15 protein-coding genes are annotated in these 18,340 nt (G+C 49.2%); 3 read left to right on the top strand and 12 right to left on the bottom strand.

Translation table 11 applies throughout. The features are described 5' to 3' along the window. Window positions 1–189 precede the first annotated feature (189 nt). Window positions 190–840 (top strand): hypothetical protein, encoded by a 651-nt coding sequence (locus tag KZ771_RS06135; RefSeq protein ID WP_290571862.1) that lies wholly within the window; start codon window positions 190–192, stop codon window positions 838–840. Between the two features lie 7 nt (window positions 841–847). Here the strand turns inward: KZ771_RS06135 and rcsF are convergent, their stop codons facing one another. The 11 genes from rcsF to KZ771_RS06080 form a co-directional block, all read right to left on the bottom strand. Beyond that, window positions 848–1,252, bottom strand: a complete 405-nt coding sequence (gene rcsF / locus KZ771_RS06130) for an Rcs stress response system protein RcsF (RefSeq protein WP_133540516.1) — start codon at window positions 1,250–1,252, stop codon at window positions 848–850. A gap of 44 nt (window positions 1,253–1,296) precedes the next feature. After that, a complete protein-coding gene (locus KZ771_RS06125; protein ID WP_133540517.1) occupies window positions 1,297–1,710 on the bottom strand; it encodes an H-NS family nucleoid-associated regulatory protein in 414 nt (137 codons plus the stop codon). 129 nt (window positions 1,711–1,839) lie between these two features. After that, on the bottom strand, window positions 1,840–3,486 hold the full coding sequence (locus KZ771_RS06120) for an electron transfer flavoprotein-ubiquinone oxidoreductase (protein WP_290654675.1): 1,647 nt from the start codon (window positions 3,484–3,486) through the stop codon (window positions 1,840–1,842). Between the two features lie 16 nt (window positions 3,487–3,502). Next, a complete protein-coding gene (locus KZ771_RS06115) occupies window positions 3,503–5,719 on the bottom strand; it encodes an EAL domain-containing protein (protein WP_290654674.1) in 2,217 nt (738 codons plus the stop codon). A 28-nt stretch (window positions 5,720–5,747) separates the two neighbouring features. Beyond that, window positions 5,748–7,697: an acetoacetate--CoA ligase gene (locus KZ771_RS06110; protein WP_290654673.1), complete on the bottom strand. Its 1,950-nt coding sequence runs from the start codon at window positions 7,695–7,697 to the stop codon at window positions 5,748–5,750. A 3-nt stretch (window positions 7,698–7,700) separates the two neighbouring features. Further along, entirely contained in the window at window positions 7,701–8,621 is a 921-nt protein-coding gene (locus KZ771_RS06105; protein ID WP_290654672.1) for a hydroxymethylglutaryl-CoA lyase, read from the bottom strand. After that, window positions 8,621–10,609 (bottom strand): acetyl/propionyl/methylcrotonyl-CoA carboxylase subunit alpha, encoded by a 1,989-nt coding sequence (locus tag KZ771_RS06100; protein ID WP_290654671.1) that lies wholly within the window; start codon window positions 10,607–10,609, stop codon window positions 8,621–8,623. The genes KZ771_RS06105 and KZ771_RS06100 overlap by 1 nt, the downstream gene beginning before the upstream one ends. Before the next feature lie 12 nt (window positions 10,610–10,621). After that, entirely contained in the window at window positions 10,622–11,407 is a 786-nt protein-coding gene (locus KZ771_RS06095; RefSeq protein WP_290654670.1) for an enoyl-CoA hydratase-related protein, read from the bottom strand. 14 nt (window positions 11,408–11,421) lie between these two features. Then, the gene (locus KZ771_RS06090; protein WP_290654669.1) at window positions 11,422–13,029 is read right to left on the bottom strand and encodes a carboxyl transferase domain-containing protein; all 1,608 of its coding nucleotides are present in this window, start codon (window positions 13,027–13,029) and stop codon (window positions 11,422–11,424) included. Between the two features lie 9 nt (window positions 13,030–13,038). Further along, window positions 13,039–14,208 (bottom strand): isovaleryl-CoA dehydrogenase, encoded by a 1,170-nt coding sequence (locus KZ771_RS06085; RefSeq protein ID WP_290571876.1) that lies wholly within the window; start codon window positions 14,206–14,208, stop codon window positions 13,039–13,041. A gap of 14 nt (window positions 14,209–14,222) precedes the next feature. After that, entirely contained in the window at window positions 14,223–14,624 is a 402-nt protein-coding gene (locus KZ771_RS06080; RefSeq protein ID WP_133540526.1) for a MerR family DNA-binding transcriptional regulator, read from the bottom strand. Window positions 14,625–14,712: 88 nt separating this feature from the next. Between KZ771_RS06080 and KZ771_RS06075 the strand changes: the two genes are divergently transcribed. After that, a complete protein-coding gene (locus KZ771_RS06075) occupies window positions 14,713–15,894 on the top strand; it encodes an acetyl-CoA C-acyltransferase (protein WP_133540527.1) in 1,182 nt (393 codons plus the stop codon). Here KZ771_RS06075 and KZ771_RS06070 read toward each other — a convergent pair. Further along, on the bottom strand, window positions 15,891–16,757 hold the full coding sequence (locus tag KZ771_RS06070) for an EamA family transporter (RefSeq protein WP_290654668.1): 867 nt from the start codon (window positions 16,755–16,757) through the stop codon (window positions 15,891–15,893). The two genes, KZ771_RS06075 and KZ771_RS06070, sit on opposite strands and share 4 nt — an antisense overlap. 79 nt (window positions 16,758–16,836) lie before the next feature. Between KZ771_RS06070 and KZ771_RS06065 the strand changes: the two genes are divergently transcribed. Next, window positions 16,837–18,333: a CoA-acylating methylmalonate-semialdehyde dehydrogenase gene (locus KZ771_RS06065; protein WP_290571882.1), complete on the top strand. Its 1,497-nt coding sequence runs from the start codon at window positions 16,837–16,839 to the stop codon at window positions 18,331–18,333. Window positions 18,334–18,340 lie beyond the last annotated feature (7 nt).

Genomic DNA, 18,340 nt, shown 5'->3' with positions numbered 1-18,340 from the left:
GATGTTATTCACCATGCTCATGCTGTCGTGGGTGGTCGATTTAATCATAACCCACTGAAAAATATAAATAAATTAAATTGGCACACAGATTGCTCCAACTATTTTGAATGTCATGGCGACTGACTTAATAACACGCACTGACTAACTTAATCAATTTGTTGGATAAAAGAACAAAAAGGAATCTGTAGCATGTTTAAGCAAAAAGTATGGCCGATAGCAATTGGATTAATTGGTTTGGTAACACTGAGTTCGGCGGCTTGCGCCAAAGAAGAAGTGGTATCGCAGCATCAATTTACGGTATCGCAAACCACCGAAATAAGCATTGATAACTCGGTCGGCGAAATCGAGTTTATACGCGGTGAAACCGATCAAATGGTAATTGAACTGACTATCAAGGAAACTGACGACGGCTTCTTTTACGGTGGTGGGGATGTTTACGCGGTCGACCTTGTCAGTGACTGGTCTGGTGAACAACTGCGTCTGTCAATTGAGCCTGACGAAGATGTGCAGGCGCACTGGCGCATAACCATGCCTAAAGTTGCGGAAATCAGCGTTGATATGGGTGTGGGCGAAATAAGCGGTGAAATTTATACCACACACAGTAGTTTTGACCTGGGTGTTGGTGAGATCAATCTTGATGTTTATGGTGAAGACATTGCCCGGATAAGTATTGATGCAGGGATTGGTGATAGCAAAATTACCGGCTTCAGTCAGGGCAAAAACGAAACCACTCGCGCGATGGTCAGTTCAGAGTCTGATGCGCATGGTAATGGCCAGTATCGATTAACTGCCGACGTTGGGGTTGGCGAAGCGCGTTTAAACGTCAAAGGCCTTAAGTAATCAACAATTAGCGCGCAGTTGTACCCGCTTTGGCAAAACAGCTGACCTGAGTGTAGCAACGCGAGTCAGCTGTTTTCGGTAATTGGTAGCATTGCAGTTGCAGTACACTGTCAGCACCGAAGCGAGCAGCATCTTCCCGCAAAAACTGCAATGCTTGTTGTTTAGATGCCGCGGGTTGGTCTAAACGTGTCTGACAGCTATCGCCGGTAACCACACTCAATATGCGATAATTGGATGGCACCGAGCCTTCAATAACATCAATGTCATCGGGGTCAGTAACGGCAGGGGAGTTGTTACCCCCCGCGACCGGTTTACCGACGTCAAACGGACTTTGCCAGGATATGTCAGCACAACCGACAGTAAATACCGAAAGCACAGCAGTTAGCATGATTATTTTTAGTTTTTTTGTCATTGCTTTTGCTACCTAATGCCATCCCAATTTCACTAAATTAAGCCTTAGCGTATCAGAAAGTCGCTTAATGGACGACCGTTATCCACCGCTTTTTGCAGGGCTTTGGGCATGCGGCCCTGGCCAGTCCAGGTTTTACGATCACCATTTTCGTCGGTAAATTCGTATTTTGGTGGTTTGGGGGCGCGTTTGCGGCTGGCTTTTGCGATTGGCTTACCACCAATTTCGTCTTCCAGAATGTCAGAAATATCAATGCCGGCTTCCTGCATCGTGCGTTTCAGTTCAGCAATTTTCTCGCGTTTTTGCTGACGCTCACGTTCAAGTTCTTCGGCCTCTGCTTCGCGTTTATTAACGACATTATTCAGTTTGTGTTGAACTTCTTTTAATTCGTCAATTGATAAGTCTTTTAATGCCGCATTTAAGCGACGTTCGTGATTAATAATTCGAATAAAGTCACTCATGTATTTTAGTCCTTAAACTATCGGTTTTATTATGAAACTAACAGGCGTTTATATTATAGGCTATTAAATAAAAAAACGAGCCGCAGCTCGTTTTTAAATGGTATAAACAGTTGTAATACAAAAGCACAATTACATATTAGGGTAGGTGGGGCCACCACCACCTTCGGGAACAACCCAATTAATATTCTGCGACGGGTCTTTAATATCACAGGTTTTGCAGTGAATGCAGTTTTGTGCATTTATTTTAAATACTTCTTTGCCATCTTCTTCTACAACTTCGTAAACACCAGCAGGGCAATAGCGTTGTGCAGGCTCAGCGAACTCGGGCAGATTGACCGTTAATGGAATATCTGCATCTTTTAACTGTAGATGACAAGGTTGATCTTCGGCATGATTAGTATTCGATAAAAATACCGATGACAGTCGATCAAAGGTTAATTTATTATCCGGTTTAGGATATTCAATAGGTTGGTGCTGAGCCGATTTTTCTGTGCATTTATAATCTGGTGTCCATTCTTTAAATTTGAACGGTAGTTTGCCGCCAAAATAATTTTGGTCCAACATATTATAAGCGCCGCCAAGCGTTGTACCCAGCTTATGAATAGCACCACCGAAATTACGTGAGCGATACAATTCATCAAATGCCCAGGATTGCTCAAATGCCTGGGTAAAATCGGTTAACTCGGTATGTTGCTGTTCGCTCTGCAATGCATTAAAGATTGATTCTGCGGCAATCATGCCGGACTTCATTGCGGTGTGATTACCTTTAATCTTAGCAAAATTCAGGGTGCCGGCATTACAGCCCACCATCAAGCCACCGGGGAATGTCATTTTAGGTAGCGAGTAATAGCCGCCTTTAGCAATTGCGCGGGCGCCATAACTGACACGTTTACCGTTCTCCAATACAGCTTTTATTGCCGGATGTGTTTTATAGCGTTGAAACTCCTGGAATGGGTTCAGGTACGGATTTTTGTAATTAAGGTCGATGATCAAACCTACATAAACCTGGCCATCTTCAGCGTGGTATAAATAACCACCGCCAGAACCGTTATCGTTTAATGGCCAACCCGCGCTGTGAACCACTTTACCCGGCTCATGAACATCGGCAGGTACGTCCCAGATCTCTTTAAAGCCAAGACCATAATGTTGCGGTGTACTGTCTTTATCCAGCTGGAACTGATTAATGAGTTGCTTACCTAAGTGGCCACGGCAGCCTTCTGCAAAAACGGTATACTTTGCCCGTAATTCCATACCCGGCATATAACCGTCTTTTTCACTGCCATCGGCGCCAACGCCCATGTCACCGGTTTGAATACCAGCGACACTACCGTCCTCATTGTAAAGCACTTCGCTGGCAGCAAAGCCGGGGAATATTTCTACGCCCAATTGCTCCGCCTGCTCCGCCAGCCAACGGCATATGTTGCCCATACTGACAATATAATTGCCCTTATTATGGAACGTTTTAGGCACTGCAAAGCCCGGTAACTGAGACGCGCTTTGGTGGTCTTTCAGCAATAAAATCTCATCGCCGGTCACGGCAGTATTGAGTGGTGCTCCGCGCTCTTTCCAGTCGGGAAAAAGTTCATTCATTGCACGCGGCTCGAATACGGCGCCGGATAATATATGGGCACCGATGTCAGCGCCTTTTTCGACCACACAAATCATTAGTTCTTGATCATTGTCTTTTGCCAGCTGACCTAAGCGGCATGCTGTGGCAAGACCTGACGGACCAGCGCCAACAATAACAACATCAAAATCCATGCTTTCACGTTCCACGTTTACCTCCCCTCCACTAAGCGATCTGAATTGGGATCAGCCCGTGATAATTTTCGAGTAATTCGGTGATTTTTTCTGCCGGTAATGGGCGACTAAACAAATAACCCTGCCCAACGCCGCACTCGCGACTCATTAAAAAGTCGACTTGCTCAGAGGTTTCGATACCCTCAGCAACTAATTGAATATTTAAGTTTCTGGCTAAATTAATAATCGTTTGAACGATCACAGCATCATCTTCATTATCTGGCAGGTCGTTAATAAATGAGCGGTCAATTTTTAACGAGGTTACCGGAAAGTTTTTTAAATAAGATAATGATGAATAACCCACACCAAAGTCATCGATAGCCAAACTCATACCATTGTCACGTACCGCGTGCATAAAGTTGGTATGCGATTGAATGTTTTCGATAAAGACTTGTTCCGTTAATTCTAATTCAATTTTATCAGCCGGAACTTGCGCGCCGTGCACGGTACTCATAATGTCATCAACTAAGTGCGGAAGATGTAGCTGTTTGCCGGAAATATTAATCGCCATGGTGAGGTCTTCAAAGCCCGCTTTATGCCAATGATGTAATTGATTACAGGCTTCTTTTAAGACAAATTCTGATAATGGAATAATAAGTCCGGTATCTTCGGCTATCGGAATAAATTGATCAGGGCCGATCACGGTACCGTCTTCCTGAACCCATCTGACTAAGGCTTCTAAACCAACAATACGGTGGCTCAGTAATTCCACTTTGGGCTGGTAATAAACAACTAAAGACTCGTTTTCTACCGCATAACGAAGTTGTTTAACCAGCTCCAGCTTTTTCGCTAAATCACGGTGCACTGCTTTATTATATAAGTGATAGGTATTACGACCGTTGTCCTTGGCTTGATAAAGTGCGGTGTCGGCATTACGAATTAAGTATTCGGCATTAAAATCTGCATCATTGGCAAAGGCAATACCGATGGACGCGCTGATAAATAATTCGTAATCATCAACAAAAAAGTGCGAATCAAGCGCTTTAAGTAACTGTTGTGTCAGGTCAATAACCTGCTGGCGATTGTCGGGTTTTAAAATAGCCAGCAGAAATTCATCGCCGCCGGAACGAGCCAGCCGGGAGTTTTTCGGCGCCAACTTACTAATACGGCGCGCGACCCGGCGTAATAGCTCGTCACCAACGGTATGGCCTAAGGCATCGTTAACTTCTTTAAACCGATCCAGGTCGATAAAAAGAATGGCGCTGTTGGCGCTGAGTTCAGTATTTTTTAATTGCTCATTAAGAATACGCATCAAAGCGTTACGGTTAATCAGATTAGTCAGTGCATCGTGCTCGGCCAGGTAAGCCATTTGTTTTTCGATGCGCTCACGTTCATCAATTTCGGTGTAAAGCTCAATATTTGCATCGGCCAGCTGTTGTGCTTTATAGCGACTTTGCGCGAGAATAAAAATCACGAAGGTGAGCATTGCAGTAATCAATAAACCGGCAAGCAGGATGGCGATAGAAACACCACCGCGAAGCTGCGCCAGTTTATTCGACGTGAGCCAGATATTGAGTTGCCACGAGTTCCCGAGTATTTGTAGCTGCCGTGTTTCCGTCCAGCTTTCGCGCAGGCTCATGTCACCGGCAAACTGATAGAGGGTTTTGCCCTGGTGGTTCAGTGACAACTGAAAACCCTCACTGATATTGCCGCGGATTACGTTATTGAGTAGATCCTGCATACTGATGATAAGGCCGAGAAACCCCTGTTTATCGTCGTTTTCTATGCGCGCAAACATGGCAACATCACTGCTTAAGCGGCCTAAGTTACCGGCACTTCCAACCATGGCATGACGGTTACCGGAAGACATCTGCAGGCGTTCAACTAAATCTGAGTCTTTAAACACCGTCCCTAACAGTTGGGGTTGGCGACTTGGCGGGAAAAAGCGTTGAATCTGCAGGGTTGGGGACAACCACGCAAGGCCCTGTACGCTTTGATAATAAAGCGTGATTAGTTCAGCGTCACGTTGCCAACTTTGCTCCAGTGAAGGTTGGTTTTGTTCCCATTCACGTGCCAATAACTCAGTTGCAAATAAGTGCGCCGTCATATTTTGACGTATTTCGCGCTGTAGATTGAATGCCTCTGTTTGCAGTGCATCCCGGGCGGCTTCATTTTCGCTTTGGCGCAGATAGCCGAACGCTGCAAGTGACACAATAATGCCAGCGCAGGCGGTCAGTAGAACTTGTTTAGCCCCTGGAAATAACGTCATAACGGCCTTTTAAAACTACGATTTATTATTACTCTTGCTGCAGCTCCGGGCGATCGCGAAATTCGTTTAACGCTTCCGGGTTTGCAAGAGCGTCCGTATTGTTAACGGTTTCACCATGGATCACCTGACGAACCGCTAATTCAACAATCTTACCACTGATTGTGCGGGGGATGTCACGCACTTGTAAAATAATAGCGGGAACGTGGCGCGGTGTCGCGTTTGCCCGGATGGTTTTCTTTATTTGCTGACGTAAGTCATCATCTAAAGTGATGCCATCACGCAACTTAACGAATAACACAACGCGTTCGTCATCGTCTATCTGTTGGCCGACAGCAATACTTTCCAGCACCGCATCTATCTTCTCTACCTGGCGGTAAATTTCCGCCGTACCAATACGCACGCCACCCGGGTTTAGCACCGCATCAGAGCGGCCGTAAATAATCACACCATCATGGTCGGTAAGTTCGGCAAAGTCACCGTGAGCCCAGGTATTTTTAAAGCGCGCGAAGTAGGCATTAAAGTACCGCTGGCCGTCGTCGTCATTCCAAAATCCAACCGGCATGCAGGGGAATGAGTTTTCACACACCAATTCACCTTTTTTGCCGCGGATGGCCTCGCCATTCTCGTTATAAATCGCAACCGCAAGTCCCAGTCCGCGGCATTGTAATTCGCCACGGTAAACGGGCAGGATAGGGCAGCCCAGTGCAAAACAAGAGACGATATCGGTACCGCCGGAAATCGATGATAAACAGAGGTCGGTTTTGATATCGCGGTACACGTAATCGAAACTTTCCGGCGGTAGTACCGAGCCGGTGGTTAATATTGCACGGAGTTTATCTAATTGGTGTGATTCACGCGGTTTTACGCCGGCTTTTTCCAGTGCCGCCAAATACTTAGCGCTGGTGCCAAACACAGTAATACCTTCCTGCTCGGCAACGTCCCATAAAAATTCGGGCTCTGGTGCAAAGGGTGAACCGTCAAACAGTACCAGGGTGGCGCCGTGTGCCAGCCCGCTGACTAACCAGTTCCACATCATCCAGCCACAGGTGGTGAAGTAAAATAGGGTATCTTCGGCACGCAAATCGGTGTGCAGACCGTGTTCTTTTAAATGCTGTAACAAGGTACCGCCAGCGCCGTGCACAATACACTTTGGAACCCCGGTGGTGCCTGACGAGAACATGATATACAGGGGGTGATTAAAGTCGGTGGTAACAAACTCAATGTTGCGGGCGTCATTATCAATAAACGCATCGTAGCCCACCACAGTGTCACCGGCGAGGGTGTCGGATTGATCACTGAAATTAACAACGACCACGCACTCAACAGTATCTAGCTGACTGACGATATCCGCGACTTTGTCTTTGATATTAAGATTTTTGCCGTTGTAAAAATAACCATCAACCGTCAGCAGTACTTTTGGCTCGATCTGACCAAAACGGTCCAGCACCCCCTGCACACCAAAGTCGGGTGAACATGACGACCAGATAGCGCCAAGACTAGTGGTAGCTAACATGGCAACGATAGTTTCGATGCAGTTTGGCATCATCGCGGCAACGCGATCGCCTTTGCTAACCCCTTGTTGCTTAAGCCCCTCGGCAAATTGAGCCACCTGTTGGTAAAGCTCACTGTAGGTCAGTTGCTGACGGGCGCCATTTTCACCGCGAAACACCAGTGCAACTTTGTCATCACGATGACGTAACATGTTTTCAGCAAAGTTAAGGCTTGCTTGCGGGAACCATTTAGCGCCCGGCAACTTATCTTTATTCTTCACCACGGTGGCGCCTTTATCGCCGATAACCTGAAAATAATCCCAAATCATCGACCAAAAGGTTTCGTTGTCGTCCAGCGACCATTGATATAAATCGTGGTAGTTGGCTAACGTCTGTTGGTGATCGGCATTAACTTGCTGTAAAAAGTGCGTCATATTGGCGTCAGCGATGGTATCTGCTGACGGCTGCCAAAGTTGTTCTGTTGTCATTATTTACTTCCCTTGCTTTGCCAGTTCGGCTAGTGCGACCTGAGAGCGTGGACCATGGCTTAAATGTTGGCAAATGGCATCGCCGGCGGCAATGAGTTTTTGTAAATTGACCCCTGTTTCGATGCCCATACCGTGCAACATGTAAACCACGTCTTCGGTGGCAACGTTACCACTGGCACCTTTTGCATAGGGGCATCCCCCTAAGCCGGCGACTGCGCTGTCGATGGTTGCAACGCCAAGCGGCAGGCAAGCGGTAATATTAGCCAACGCCTGACCATAGGTATTATGAAAGTGTAACGCCAGGTGTTCCATCGGTACTTCGGCAGCCACCGCTTCCAGCATGGCCCGAGCCTGCCAGGGCGTGCCGACACCAATGGTATCGCCCAGTGAAACTTCATAACAGCCCATGTCATAAAGTGTTTTGGCGACACGTACAACATCGGTTAGAGGAACCTGACCCTGGTAAGGGCACCCCAGTACACACGAAACATAGCCACGTACGCGGATACCTTTTGCCTGAGCCGCGCTTATTACCGGCTCAAAACGTGTCAGTGACTCATCGATGCTGCAATTGATGTTTTTTTGGCTGAACGCCTCAGAAGCGGCACCAAATACCGCAACTTCGTCGGTATTGACCGCCATGGCGTTTTCAAAACCTTTCAGGTTAGGCGTTAAGCCAGCATAAGTGACGTTATTGTCGCGGTCGATAGCTTGCATAACCTCGGCACTGTCTGCCATTTGCGGAATCCATTTCGGACTGACAAAACTGGCCGCTTCGATATAACCTAACCCGGCCGCTGTTAATTGGTTAACCAAATCAATTTTGGCCTGGGTCGGCACGGCTTTCTCGTTTTGCAAGCCGTCGCGTGGACCCACTTCAACAATTTTAACGTGTTTGGGTAGGGCGTTAGTTGGCGTTGCCATCAGGCCTCCTCAGTCATAGCAATGAGCTCGTCACCATCACTGACGAGATCGCCGGCAGCATAGAATACATCAGTGACTTCACCTGCGTGGCCGGCGCGAATGGTGTATTCCATCTTCATCGCTTCCATAATCACCAGTGGTTGATCTTTCTCGACGCTATCACCTTTACTTACCAGCACCTCCATAATGGTGCCATTCATGGGTGCGACTAAACCACCATGGGCGGCTTCATCAACCAGCGTATCGGTAACTTTATGGCGGTGCAGGGTAACCGGGCCTTGCTCAGTAAATACAGTCAACTCCTGGTCATCAGCGCAGACAAAGCGTTGGTAACGGCGGCCGTTACACACGACCGTCATTTGGTCATCGTTGATGCTAACCTGCCATTGCAAGTCGCTATCTGCAGCTTCGGTTACAAATACCGCATCGCGTTGTTCAATGGTGATGCTGTGCAACTGGTCTTGATACTGCAGTTCAACCGTGTGCAAGTCGGCATCATTCATGCGTAAGGCATTGGCTTGATGCCAGGGACTATCGGTAGCAAAGTACGCGGTAGCAGAGTACGCCTGCTGGCGACTGACAATATCGTAGAGTACCGCTTCGGTGGCAACCTGATTAACATCGATATCAAGCTGCGGCATCAAGCTCTGCTCATGCTGCTGAATAAACTCGGTAGTCAAGTTCATTTGCATAAATTCAGGGTGGCTGGCTAAGCGATGCAGAAAATCAATATTGGTGGTTAAACCGGTTAACCGGTACTGCCGCAGCGCACGCTGTAATTTCAGCAATGCACGATCACGATCAGTATCCCAGACAATCAACTTGGCAATCATCGGGTCATAAAACGAGGAGATCTCATCACCTTCGGTAATACCTGTGTCTATACGTACGCCGGGTTCTCCCTCGGGCGTGCGCAAATGCCGGATGGTACCGGTACAGGGTAGAAAGTCATTATCCGGATCTTCGGCATAAATACGCGCCTCAAAGGCATGGCCATTAACCTGAATGTCGTTTTGCGCCAGTGGTAACGGTTGTCCTGAGGCAACCAGTAACTGCCATTCCACCAAGTCCTGCCCGGTAATCATTTCGGTAACCGGATGTTCAACCTGCAAGCGTGTGTTCATCTCCATAAAGAAGAACTCACCGCTTTGGTCATATAAAAACTCGACCGTGCCCGCACCAACGTAGTCGATCGCCTGCGCTGCTTTGATCGCAGCTTCGCCCATGGCCTGGCGGGTGCGTTCGGTTAATGCCGGTGCCGGTGCTTCTTCCAGAACTTTTTGGTGACGACGCTGCACTGAACAGTCACGCTCAGCTAAGTAAACCGCGTTACCGTGTTCATCGCAGAAGACCTGAATTTCGACATGGCGGGGATTACGAATAAAGCGTTCGAATAACACCTTATCGTTGCCGAAAGACGATTTAGCTTCGCGTTTGGCCGAAGCGAGTGCTTGGTCAAACTCTGCTAAGCTCTCGACTACGCGCATGCCCTTACCACCGCCGCCATAAGCCGCTTTTAGCAATAACGGGAAACCCACTTCTTCAGCTTTTGCTTTTAAGGTTTCTGCGTCTTGCTCGCTGCCATGGTACCCCGGCACCAGCGGTACGCCGGCTTCCTGCATAATCGCCTTGGCGGCACTTTTAGAACCCATAGAAGCGATTGAGGCGACTGGCGGGCCGACAAAAATAATGTTTTGTTGCTGGCATAAGTCAGCAAAGTCTTCGTTTTCTGACAAAAAACCATAACCCGGATGGATCGCTTCAGCACCCGTTTGTTTGGCGGCAGCAATGATCTTATCGCCGCGCAGATAGCTTTCACTGCTGGCAGCAGGGCCAATATTGATGGCTTCATCCGCAAGCTTTACGTGACGCGCATGGCTGTCGGCATCAGAGTAAACTGCAATGGTGCGGATACCCATTTTTTTAGCCGTGGCGATAATACGACACGCAATTTCACCACGGTTGGCAATTAATAACGAGGTAATCATACCGTTTCCTAATTAGCTGTCGTTGCGCCAGGCGGCGGGGCGTTTTTCTAAAAATGCACTCAAGCCTTCCTGACCTTCATCCGAAACCCGAATTTTTGCAATGGCTTCGATGGTGTGTTTTCGTACCGAGGCTTCAACAGGGCGTGAGCCCACATTAGCGATAAGTGACTTGCAGGCATCCAGCGCCTGCGGGCTATTATTAAGCAGCGCGTCCAGCCACTCGGCTAATGCCGGTTCAAAGTCATCGACAATGCGGTGTACCAGTCCCAGTGCCAGCGCCTGCTCGGCAAAGAAACGTTCAGCCGTCAGCATATAACGGCGTGATTGCCGTTCGCCAATGGCTTTAACCACATACGGACTGATGACTGCCGGAATTAAACCGATTTTGACTTCGCTTAAGCAAAAACTGGTTTTAGGTTGTGCCAGCACCATATCGCAACACGCTGCTAAGCCAACCGCGCCACCAAATGCGGCTCCCTGAACCAGGGCAATGGTCGGTTTAGACAATTCATCTAACCGTTGCATGAGTAAGCTTAATTCGCCGGCATCATCAATATTTTGCTGGTAATCTTTGTCAGCCATGGAGCGCATCCAGTTAAGGTCAGCGCCGGCAGAAAAGTTTTTGCCTGCAGATTGCAGTACCAGAACACGCACCGCGTCATCGTTTTCCGCACTATTTAATGCCTCGATAAGTTCCGCGATCATGACATCGTCAAACGCATTATGTACGTCGGGACGGTTAAGGCTTAATCGCGCAACGCCCCGGGCGTCAACCTGATAACTTGTATATTGGCTCATCAATCGGGCTCCGATTACATGCGGAAGACGCCGAAGCGGCTGTCTTCGATCGGTGCATTTAACGACGCGGCAATACTAAGGCCTAGAACGTCTCGCGTCTGCGCAGGGTCAATAATGCCATCATCCCATAAGCGTGCCGACGCATAATAGGGGTGCCCCTGCTGTTCGTACTGGTCGACAATCGGTTGCTTGAGCTTTTGCTCTTGCTCGTCACTCATCGACTCGCCTTTGCGGGCCAGGTTATCTTTGGTTACCTGCGCCATGACACCGGCAGCTTGCTCACCACCCATAACCGAGATACGTGCGTTTGGCCACATAAACATCATGGTTGGGTCATAAGCACGGCCACACATACCGTAGTTGCCGGCGCCATAGCTACCACCGATTAACACGGTAAACTTGGGCACCTGTGCACAAGAAACGGCCATGACCATCTTAGCACCGTGCTTGGCAATGCCCTCGGCTTCATACTTTTTCCCGACCATAAAGCCGGTAATATTCTGTAAAAACACCAGCGGAATTTTGCGCTGCGCGCACAGCTCGATAAAGTGAGCGCCTTTTTGCGCGCTTTCCGAGAATAAAATGCCATTGTTAGCAACAATACCTACCGGATAACCATGAATGCGGGCAAACCCGGTTACCAACGTATTACCATAGTTGGCTTTGAATTCGTCAAAGTCAGAATCGTCAACGACACGGGCTATTACCTCGTGGACGTCATAGGGTTTGCGCAGATCAGTACCGACAATGCCGTACAACTCTTTGCTGTCGTAGCGCGGCGGCTTAACTTCGCGGCGATCAAGTTCGGTTGGTTTGGGACGGTTCAAGCGAGCGACTGAGCGACGTGCCAATGCCAGCGCATGTTCGTCGTTATGCGCAAAATGATCGGCCACGCCCGAGATACGGGTGTGTACATCGGCGCCGCCGAGTTCTTCGGCAGAAACTTCTTCACCGGTTGCCGCTTTAACCAGTGGCGGACCTGCGAGGAAGATAGTGCCTTGTTCTTTTACAATCACACTTTCATCAGCCATCGCGGGAACATAGGCGCCGCCGGCAGTACATAAGCCCATGACCACCGCAATTTGCGGAATACTCTTGGCTGACATGTTGGCCTGATTAAAGAAAATACGGCCGAAATGTTCTTTATCGGGGAATACTTCGTCCTGACGCGGCAGGTTAGCACCACCCGAATCGACTAAATAGATGCAGGGCAAGTGACAGCGCTCGGCAATTTCCTGAGCGCGAAGATGCTTCTTAACCGTTAGCGGATAATAAGTCCCGCCTTTAACCGTGGCATCATTAGCAACGATCATGCACTCGACACCCTCGACCATGCCAATGCCGGCAACGACGCCAGCTGACGGAACATAATCATCGTAGCAGTCCCAGGCAGCGAATTGGCCAATTTCTAAAAACGGCGAGCCCGCATCAAGCAACTTGTTGATACGGTCACGGGGCAGTAACTTACCCCGTGACAGGTGGCGTTCCTGATATTTGGGGCCACCACCTTGTTTGATTTGCGCGACTTTTTGTTGCAGGTCATCGACCACGCCTTGCATGGCCGTGTGATTGGTTTTGAACTGCTCGTCGCGGGTATTAACTTTACTGGTTAAAATCGCCACGGTTGCTCCTTATTTGGATTCGCTGAATAGCTCGCGACCAATCAGCATGCGACGGATTTCGGATGTACCGGCACCAATTTCATAGAGTTTTGCATCACGCAGCAGGCGCCCGGTTGGATACTCGTTAATGTAACCATTACCACCCAGCAGCTGAATGGCATCCAGCGCTAACTGGGTTGCTAATTCGGCTGAGTACAGAATAGCGCCGGCGGCATCTTTACGCGTGGTTTCGCCGCGGTCACATGACTGTGCAACGGCATAAACGTAAGCGCGCGCGGCATTGGTGCGGGTATACATGTCCGCCACCTTGCCTTGCACTAGCTGGAACTCGCCAATCGCTTTACCAAATTGTGTACGGTCATGTACATACGGCACCACGGTATCCAGACAGGCTTGCATGATACCTAACGGACCTGCCGCAAGTACGGCACGTTCATAATCCAGACCGCTCATAAGAACTTCGACACCGCCATTATATTCACCAAGGATATTCTCAGCCGGTACTTCAGCATCTTCGAATACCAATTCACAGGTGTTAGAACCGCGCATACCTAATTTATCCAGTTTCTGCGCTTGCGAGAAGCCGGGGGTACCTTTTTCTACGATAAATGCGGTGATACCGCGTGAATTTTTCTCCGGGTCGGTTTTTGCGTAAATAACAAAAACGTCAGCATCCGGGCCATTGGTAATCCACATTTTGTTGCCGTTCAAGACGAACTTGTCGCCTTTTTTCTCGGCTTTAAGCTTCATGCTGACAACGTCAGAGCCGGCGTTTGGCTCACTCATTGCCAACGCACCGACGTGTTCACCGGTACAGAGTTTAGGTAAGTATTTTTGTTTTTGCTGGTCGTTGCCGTTACGGGCAATTTGGTTTACACACAAGTTAGAGTGTGCACCATAGCTTAAACCAACCGATGCCGATGCGCGGCTGATTTCTTCCATCGCGATAACGTGTTCCAGGTAACCCATACCTGAACCACCGTATTGTTCATCGACCGTTAGCCCTAACAGCCCCATGTCACCCAATTTGCGCCACAAATCGCCGGGGAACTCATTTTTTTCGTCGATTTCCGCTGCGCGCGGCGCTATTTCGGCACGTGCAAAGGCATTAACCTGCTCACGCAGCATATCGGCGGTTTCACCCAGACCAAAATTGAAGGTGGTGTACTGACTGATCATAAAGACTCCTGAAATTAAACTTCTTTTACCGACGGTTTGATGTTTTCCAGTTCATCCTGACAGCGTTGTTCCAGGCCGGTCAGTTCCGTCAGCAATACGTTGATATCTTCCATTTGCTGTCGCAGAGAGTGTTTTTTCTCTGCGATAAGTTCCAAAACTTTTTGCAGTTGAGCGGCCGAACTATTGTCGGCGTCGTAAAGCTCGAATAAGCGTCGCGTCTCGGCTAATGAAAAGCCCAGTCGTTTACCGCGCAATACCAGCTTTAAACGCACTCTGTCTTTGTTGGTATAGATGCGATGCTGCCCCTGCCGTTTGGGCGAGAGCAAGCCTTCGTCTTCGTAAAAGCGAATGCTGCGGGTGGTAATGTCAAATTGTTTTGCCAATTCGCCGATCGTATAAGTTATTTTATTGCTCATCAGACTTGCTTTTTGGATGTCCTAAGATCTAAGCTTAGAGGAAGTTTACGTTAACGTAAAGTGCAAATCAGCCGTATTTGGAGGAACAATGTCGAGCGACGCTATTGTCATCGTGGCCGCTAACCGCACGCCGATGGGCGGTTTTCAGGGCAGTTTAAGTGAAGTTAGTGCGCCCAACCTGGGTGCTACCGCTATTAAAGCCGCATTGAACAACAGCGGGTTGTCAGCCGAAGATGTTTCGGAAGTCATTATGGGTAATGTACTGCCCGCAGGTTTGGGTCAGGCACCCGCGCGCCAGGCAATGCTTTACGCGGGTCTGCCGCGCTCGACAGGCGCTACCACCATTAATAAAGTGTGTGGCTCTGGTCTTAAGGCAGCGATGCTCGCGCACGACCTAATTAAAGCGGGTTCGGCAGATGTTGTCGTTGCCGGAGGCATGGAAAGTATGTCTAACGCGCCGTACATGTTGCCAAAAGGGCGCAGCGGCTATCGTATGGGTCATGGCCAGGTGCTGGACCATATGATGCTTGATGGGCTGGAAGATGCCTACGAGCATCAGGCAATGGGCTGTTATGCGCAAACCACCGCCGATGACTACGGTCTTAACCGTGAAGCAATGGATGATTTTGCCATTAACTCCTTGACCAAGGCTCAAAAAGCCATCAAAGACGGTCTGTTTAACGGCGAAATCACACCGGTGACATATAGCACCCGCAAAGGTGATGTGACGGTAGACACCGACGAGCAACCGGGCAAAGCGCGGATGGACAAAATTCCTCAACTTAGACCTGCGTTTAAAAAGGACGGTACCATTACCGCGGCTAATTCGAGTTCCATTTCTGACGGTGCTGCGGCATTAATATTGATGCGCGAAAGCGAGGCGAAAGCCAAAGGTCTGACTCCATTGGCTCGCGTAATGGGTCATGCTACGCACTCGCAGGCGCCGGCAGAATTTACCGTTGCGCCGATTGGCGCGATGAACAGTCTGCTCAGCAAGCTGGACTGGCACAAAGACGACGTTGATTTATGGGAAATTAACGAAGCCTTTGCCATGGTCACGATGTTGGCGATTAACGAGATGAAACTGGATGCCAGTAAAGTTAACGTCCACGGTGGCGCCTGTGCGTTGGGCCACCCTATCGGTGCCAGTGGCGCACGTTTACTGGTAACACTGCTACATGCGCTTAAGCAAACCGGTCAAAAGCGCGGTATTACCTCGCTGTGTATTGGTGGTGGCGAAGCCGTGGCGCTCGCGGTCGAGATGCTTTAAGCGGCACGTAGCTGATTAACTCGTCCGGCGAGCCAGACGGCAAAAATAATGACAGTACCACCGATTAGCAGGCGACTGTAATCGGTGGTTTGTTGCCAAAATAGCACGTTGACGAGTATGCCCGCCGGGATTAGGGCGTTATTCATGGTAGCAAGTTGGCCGGTATTAACCTGTTTGCTGGCAATGTTCCAGCCCAGGTAACCCAGCCCGGAGGCGACAACGCCAAGCCATAGCAGGATGCCCCATTGCAGGGTAGACGAAGGCATTAGTTGGGCGTTGCCAAATAACGCAAAACCGATGGCAGCAACCACAGTGGCGCCAAAGAAAAACGCCGCAAATTGTTGTGTTTGGGCAAGTGCCGGGCCCGTTGGTAAACGTTTATAAGCAACCTGGCCTAAAGCAAAGCAGGCGTTGGCTGCCTGAATTAATAAAAAGCCGGTGACAAAATCGTCCGACAATGGTTGATAACGAATAACGGCTGCGCCGATAACGGAAATCGCAGCGGCCAGCCACCAAAGCAACGGCAGGTGGCGGCGATTTAAAATGAGTTCGTCGATGAGTGTGATGTAAAGCGGGGTGAAGATAGTGAACAACAACACCTCGGTGACGCTCAAATAGATAAACGCGTGGTACAAAAACAGGTACATGGTGCCAATTTGTATTGCGCCGATAGCGGCTAGCTTGGCCAGTTGTGCGGGCTGTGAGCGTAAACTGCGCCAGCGGAAAAACGGCAAAATGGTGAGCAGTGCCAGTGCCATACGCACCAGAACAACAAAATAGCCGTCAACCTGGCCGGCCAGATAGACGCCAATCAAAGAAAAACTGGCGGCCCAGAGTAGAGTGATCAGTATGAGAAGAGTCATGCGTGGCTCACGAAATTAAATTTAAATCGTCCGACGACGTGTCAATGGGCGATAAGATAACACAACAAGAAGGTGAATTATGTCTAAGAAAGTGCCTCTGTATATCGACGGTGAATTTGTCGCGTCGAAGTCTGAACAGTGGATTCCGGTAACGAACCCGGCAACTCAGGAAGTTATTGCTGAAGCACCTTGCGCAACACAAAGCGAGATGGAAGCAGCGGTTGCCAGTGCCCGTGAAGCCTTCAAAACCTGGAAGGAAGTTGCGGTATCTGAGCGAGCGCGGGTAATGATGCGTTATCAGGCACTGTTAAAAGAGCACCATGACGAAATTGCCGAAATCCTGGCGCAGGAAACAGGCAAAACCTTTGAAGATGCTAAGGGTGATGTATGGCGCGGTATCGAAGTCGTTGAGCACGCGGCTAACATCCCTTCGCTGATGATGGGCGAGACGGTTGAAAACGTCGCGCGTTCTATTGATTCATACAGCTACACACAACCGCTGGGCATTTGCGCCGGTATTACGCCGTTTAACTTCCCGGCGATGATCCCGTTGTGGATGTTCCCGGTCGCGATTGCGGCAGGTAATACCTTTATTCTTAAGCCGTCTGAGCAAGACCCGTTAACGCCAACCCGGCTGGTTGAGTTATTTGAACAAGCAGGAGCGCCTAAAGGCGTGCTGCAAGTCTTGCATGGTGGTAAAGATCAGGTTGACTTTATTCTCGACCATCCGGAAATTCGCGCACTGTCATTTGTCGGTTCGGTCCCGGTTGCTGAGTATATTTATCGTCGCGGCACCGAAAATGGCAAACGCGTACAGGCCTTTGCCGGCGCTAAAAATCACTGTGTCATTATGCCGGATGCGAACAAACAGCAAGTAATTAATAACCTGGTGGGCTCGTCTGTAGGCGCTGCCGGTCAACGTTGCATGGCGATTTCGGTTGCGGTCTTTGTGGGCGCAGCGAAAGAATGGATCCCGGAAGTTGCAGAAGCGATTGCGAAGGTTCGCCCGGGCGCCTGGAACGATGAAAACGCGGCCTATGGTCCGGTAATTAGTCCACAAGCCAAAGAGCGTATCGAAAAAATCATTACCGAAGGCGAACAGGAAGGCGCCAAGCTACTGGTTGATGGGCGTAACTACGAAGTTGAAGGCTTACCTAAGGGTAACTGGGTTGGACCGACCGTATTCTCGGGTGTGACTCCGGATATGAATATTTACAAGACCGAAGTATTCGGCCCGGTACTGAGCATTACCGAAGTTGATACGCTGGAAGACGCACTGGAGATGGTTAATAACAATCCATACGGTAACGGTACTTCGATCTTTACCGCAAGCGGCGCGGCTGCGCGCAAATATCAGCACGAAGTCGAAGTGGGTCAGGTGGGTATCAACATTCCGATTCCGGTGCCACTGCCGTTCTTCTCGTTTACGGGCTGGAAGCGTTCATTCTTTGGCGATTTGCATGCTTACGGTAAACAAGCTGTGCGTTTTTACACCGAGACTAAAACAGTTACCGCGCGCTGGTTCGAAAGCGATATCGAAGCCACTGGTCCAAACATGTCGATCCACCTGAAGTAAACGGGGT

Source organism: Idiomarina sp., assembly GCF_019431395.1.
In the GTDB taxonomy this organism is placed as follows: Bacteria; Pseudomonadota; Gammaproteobacteria; order Enterobacterales; family Alteromonadaceae; genus Idiomarina.
This window is presented reverse-complemented; position numbering and strand designations above follow the sequence as displayed.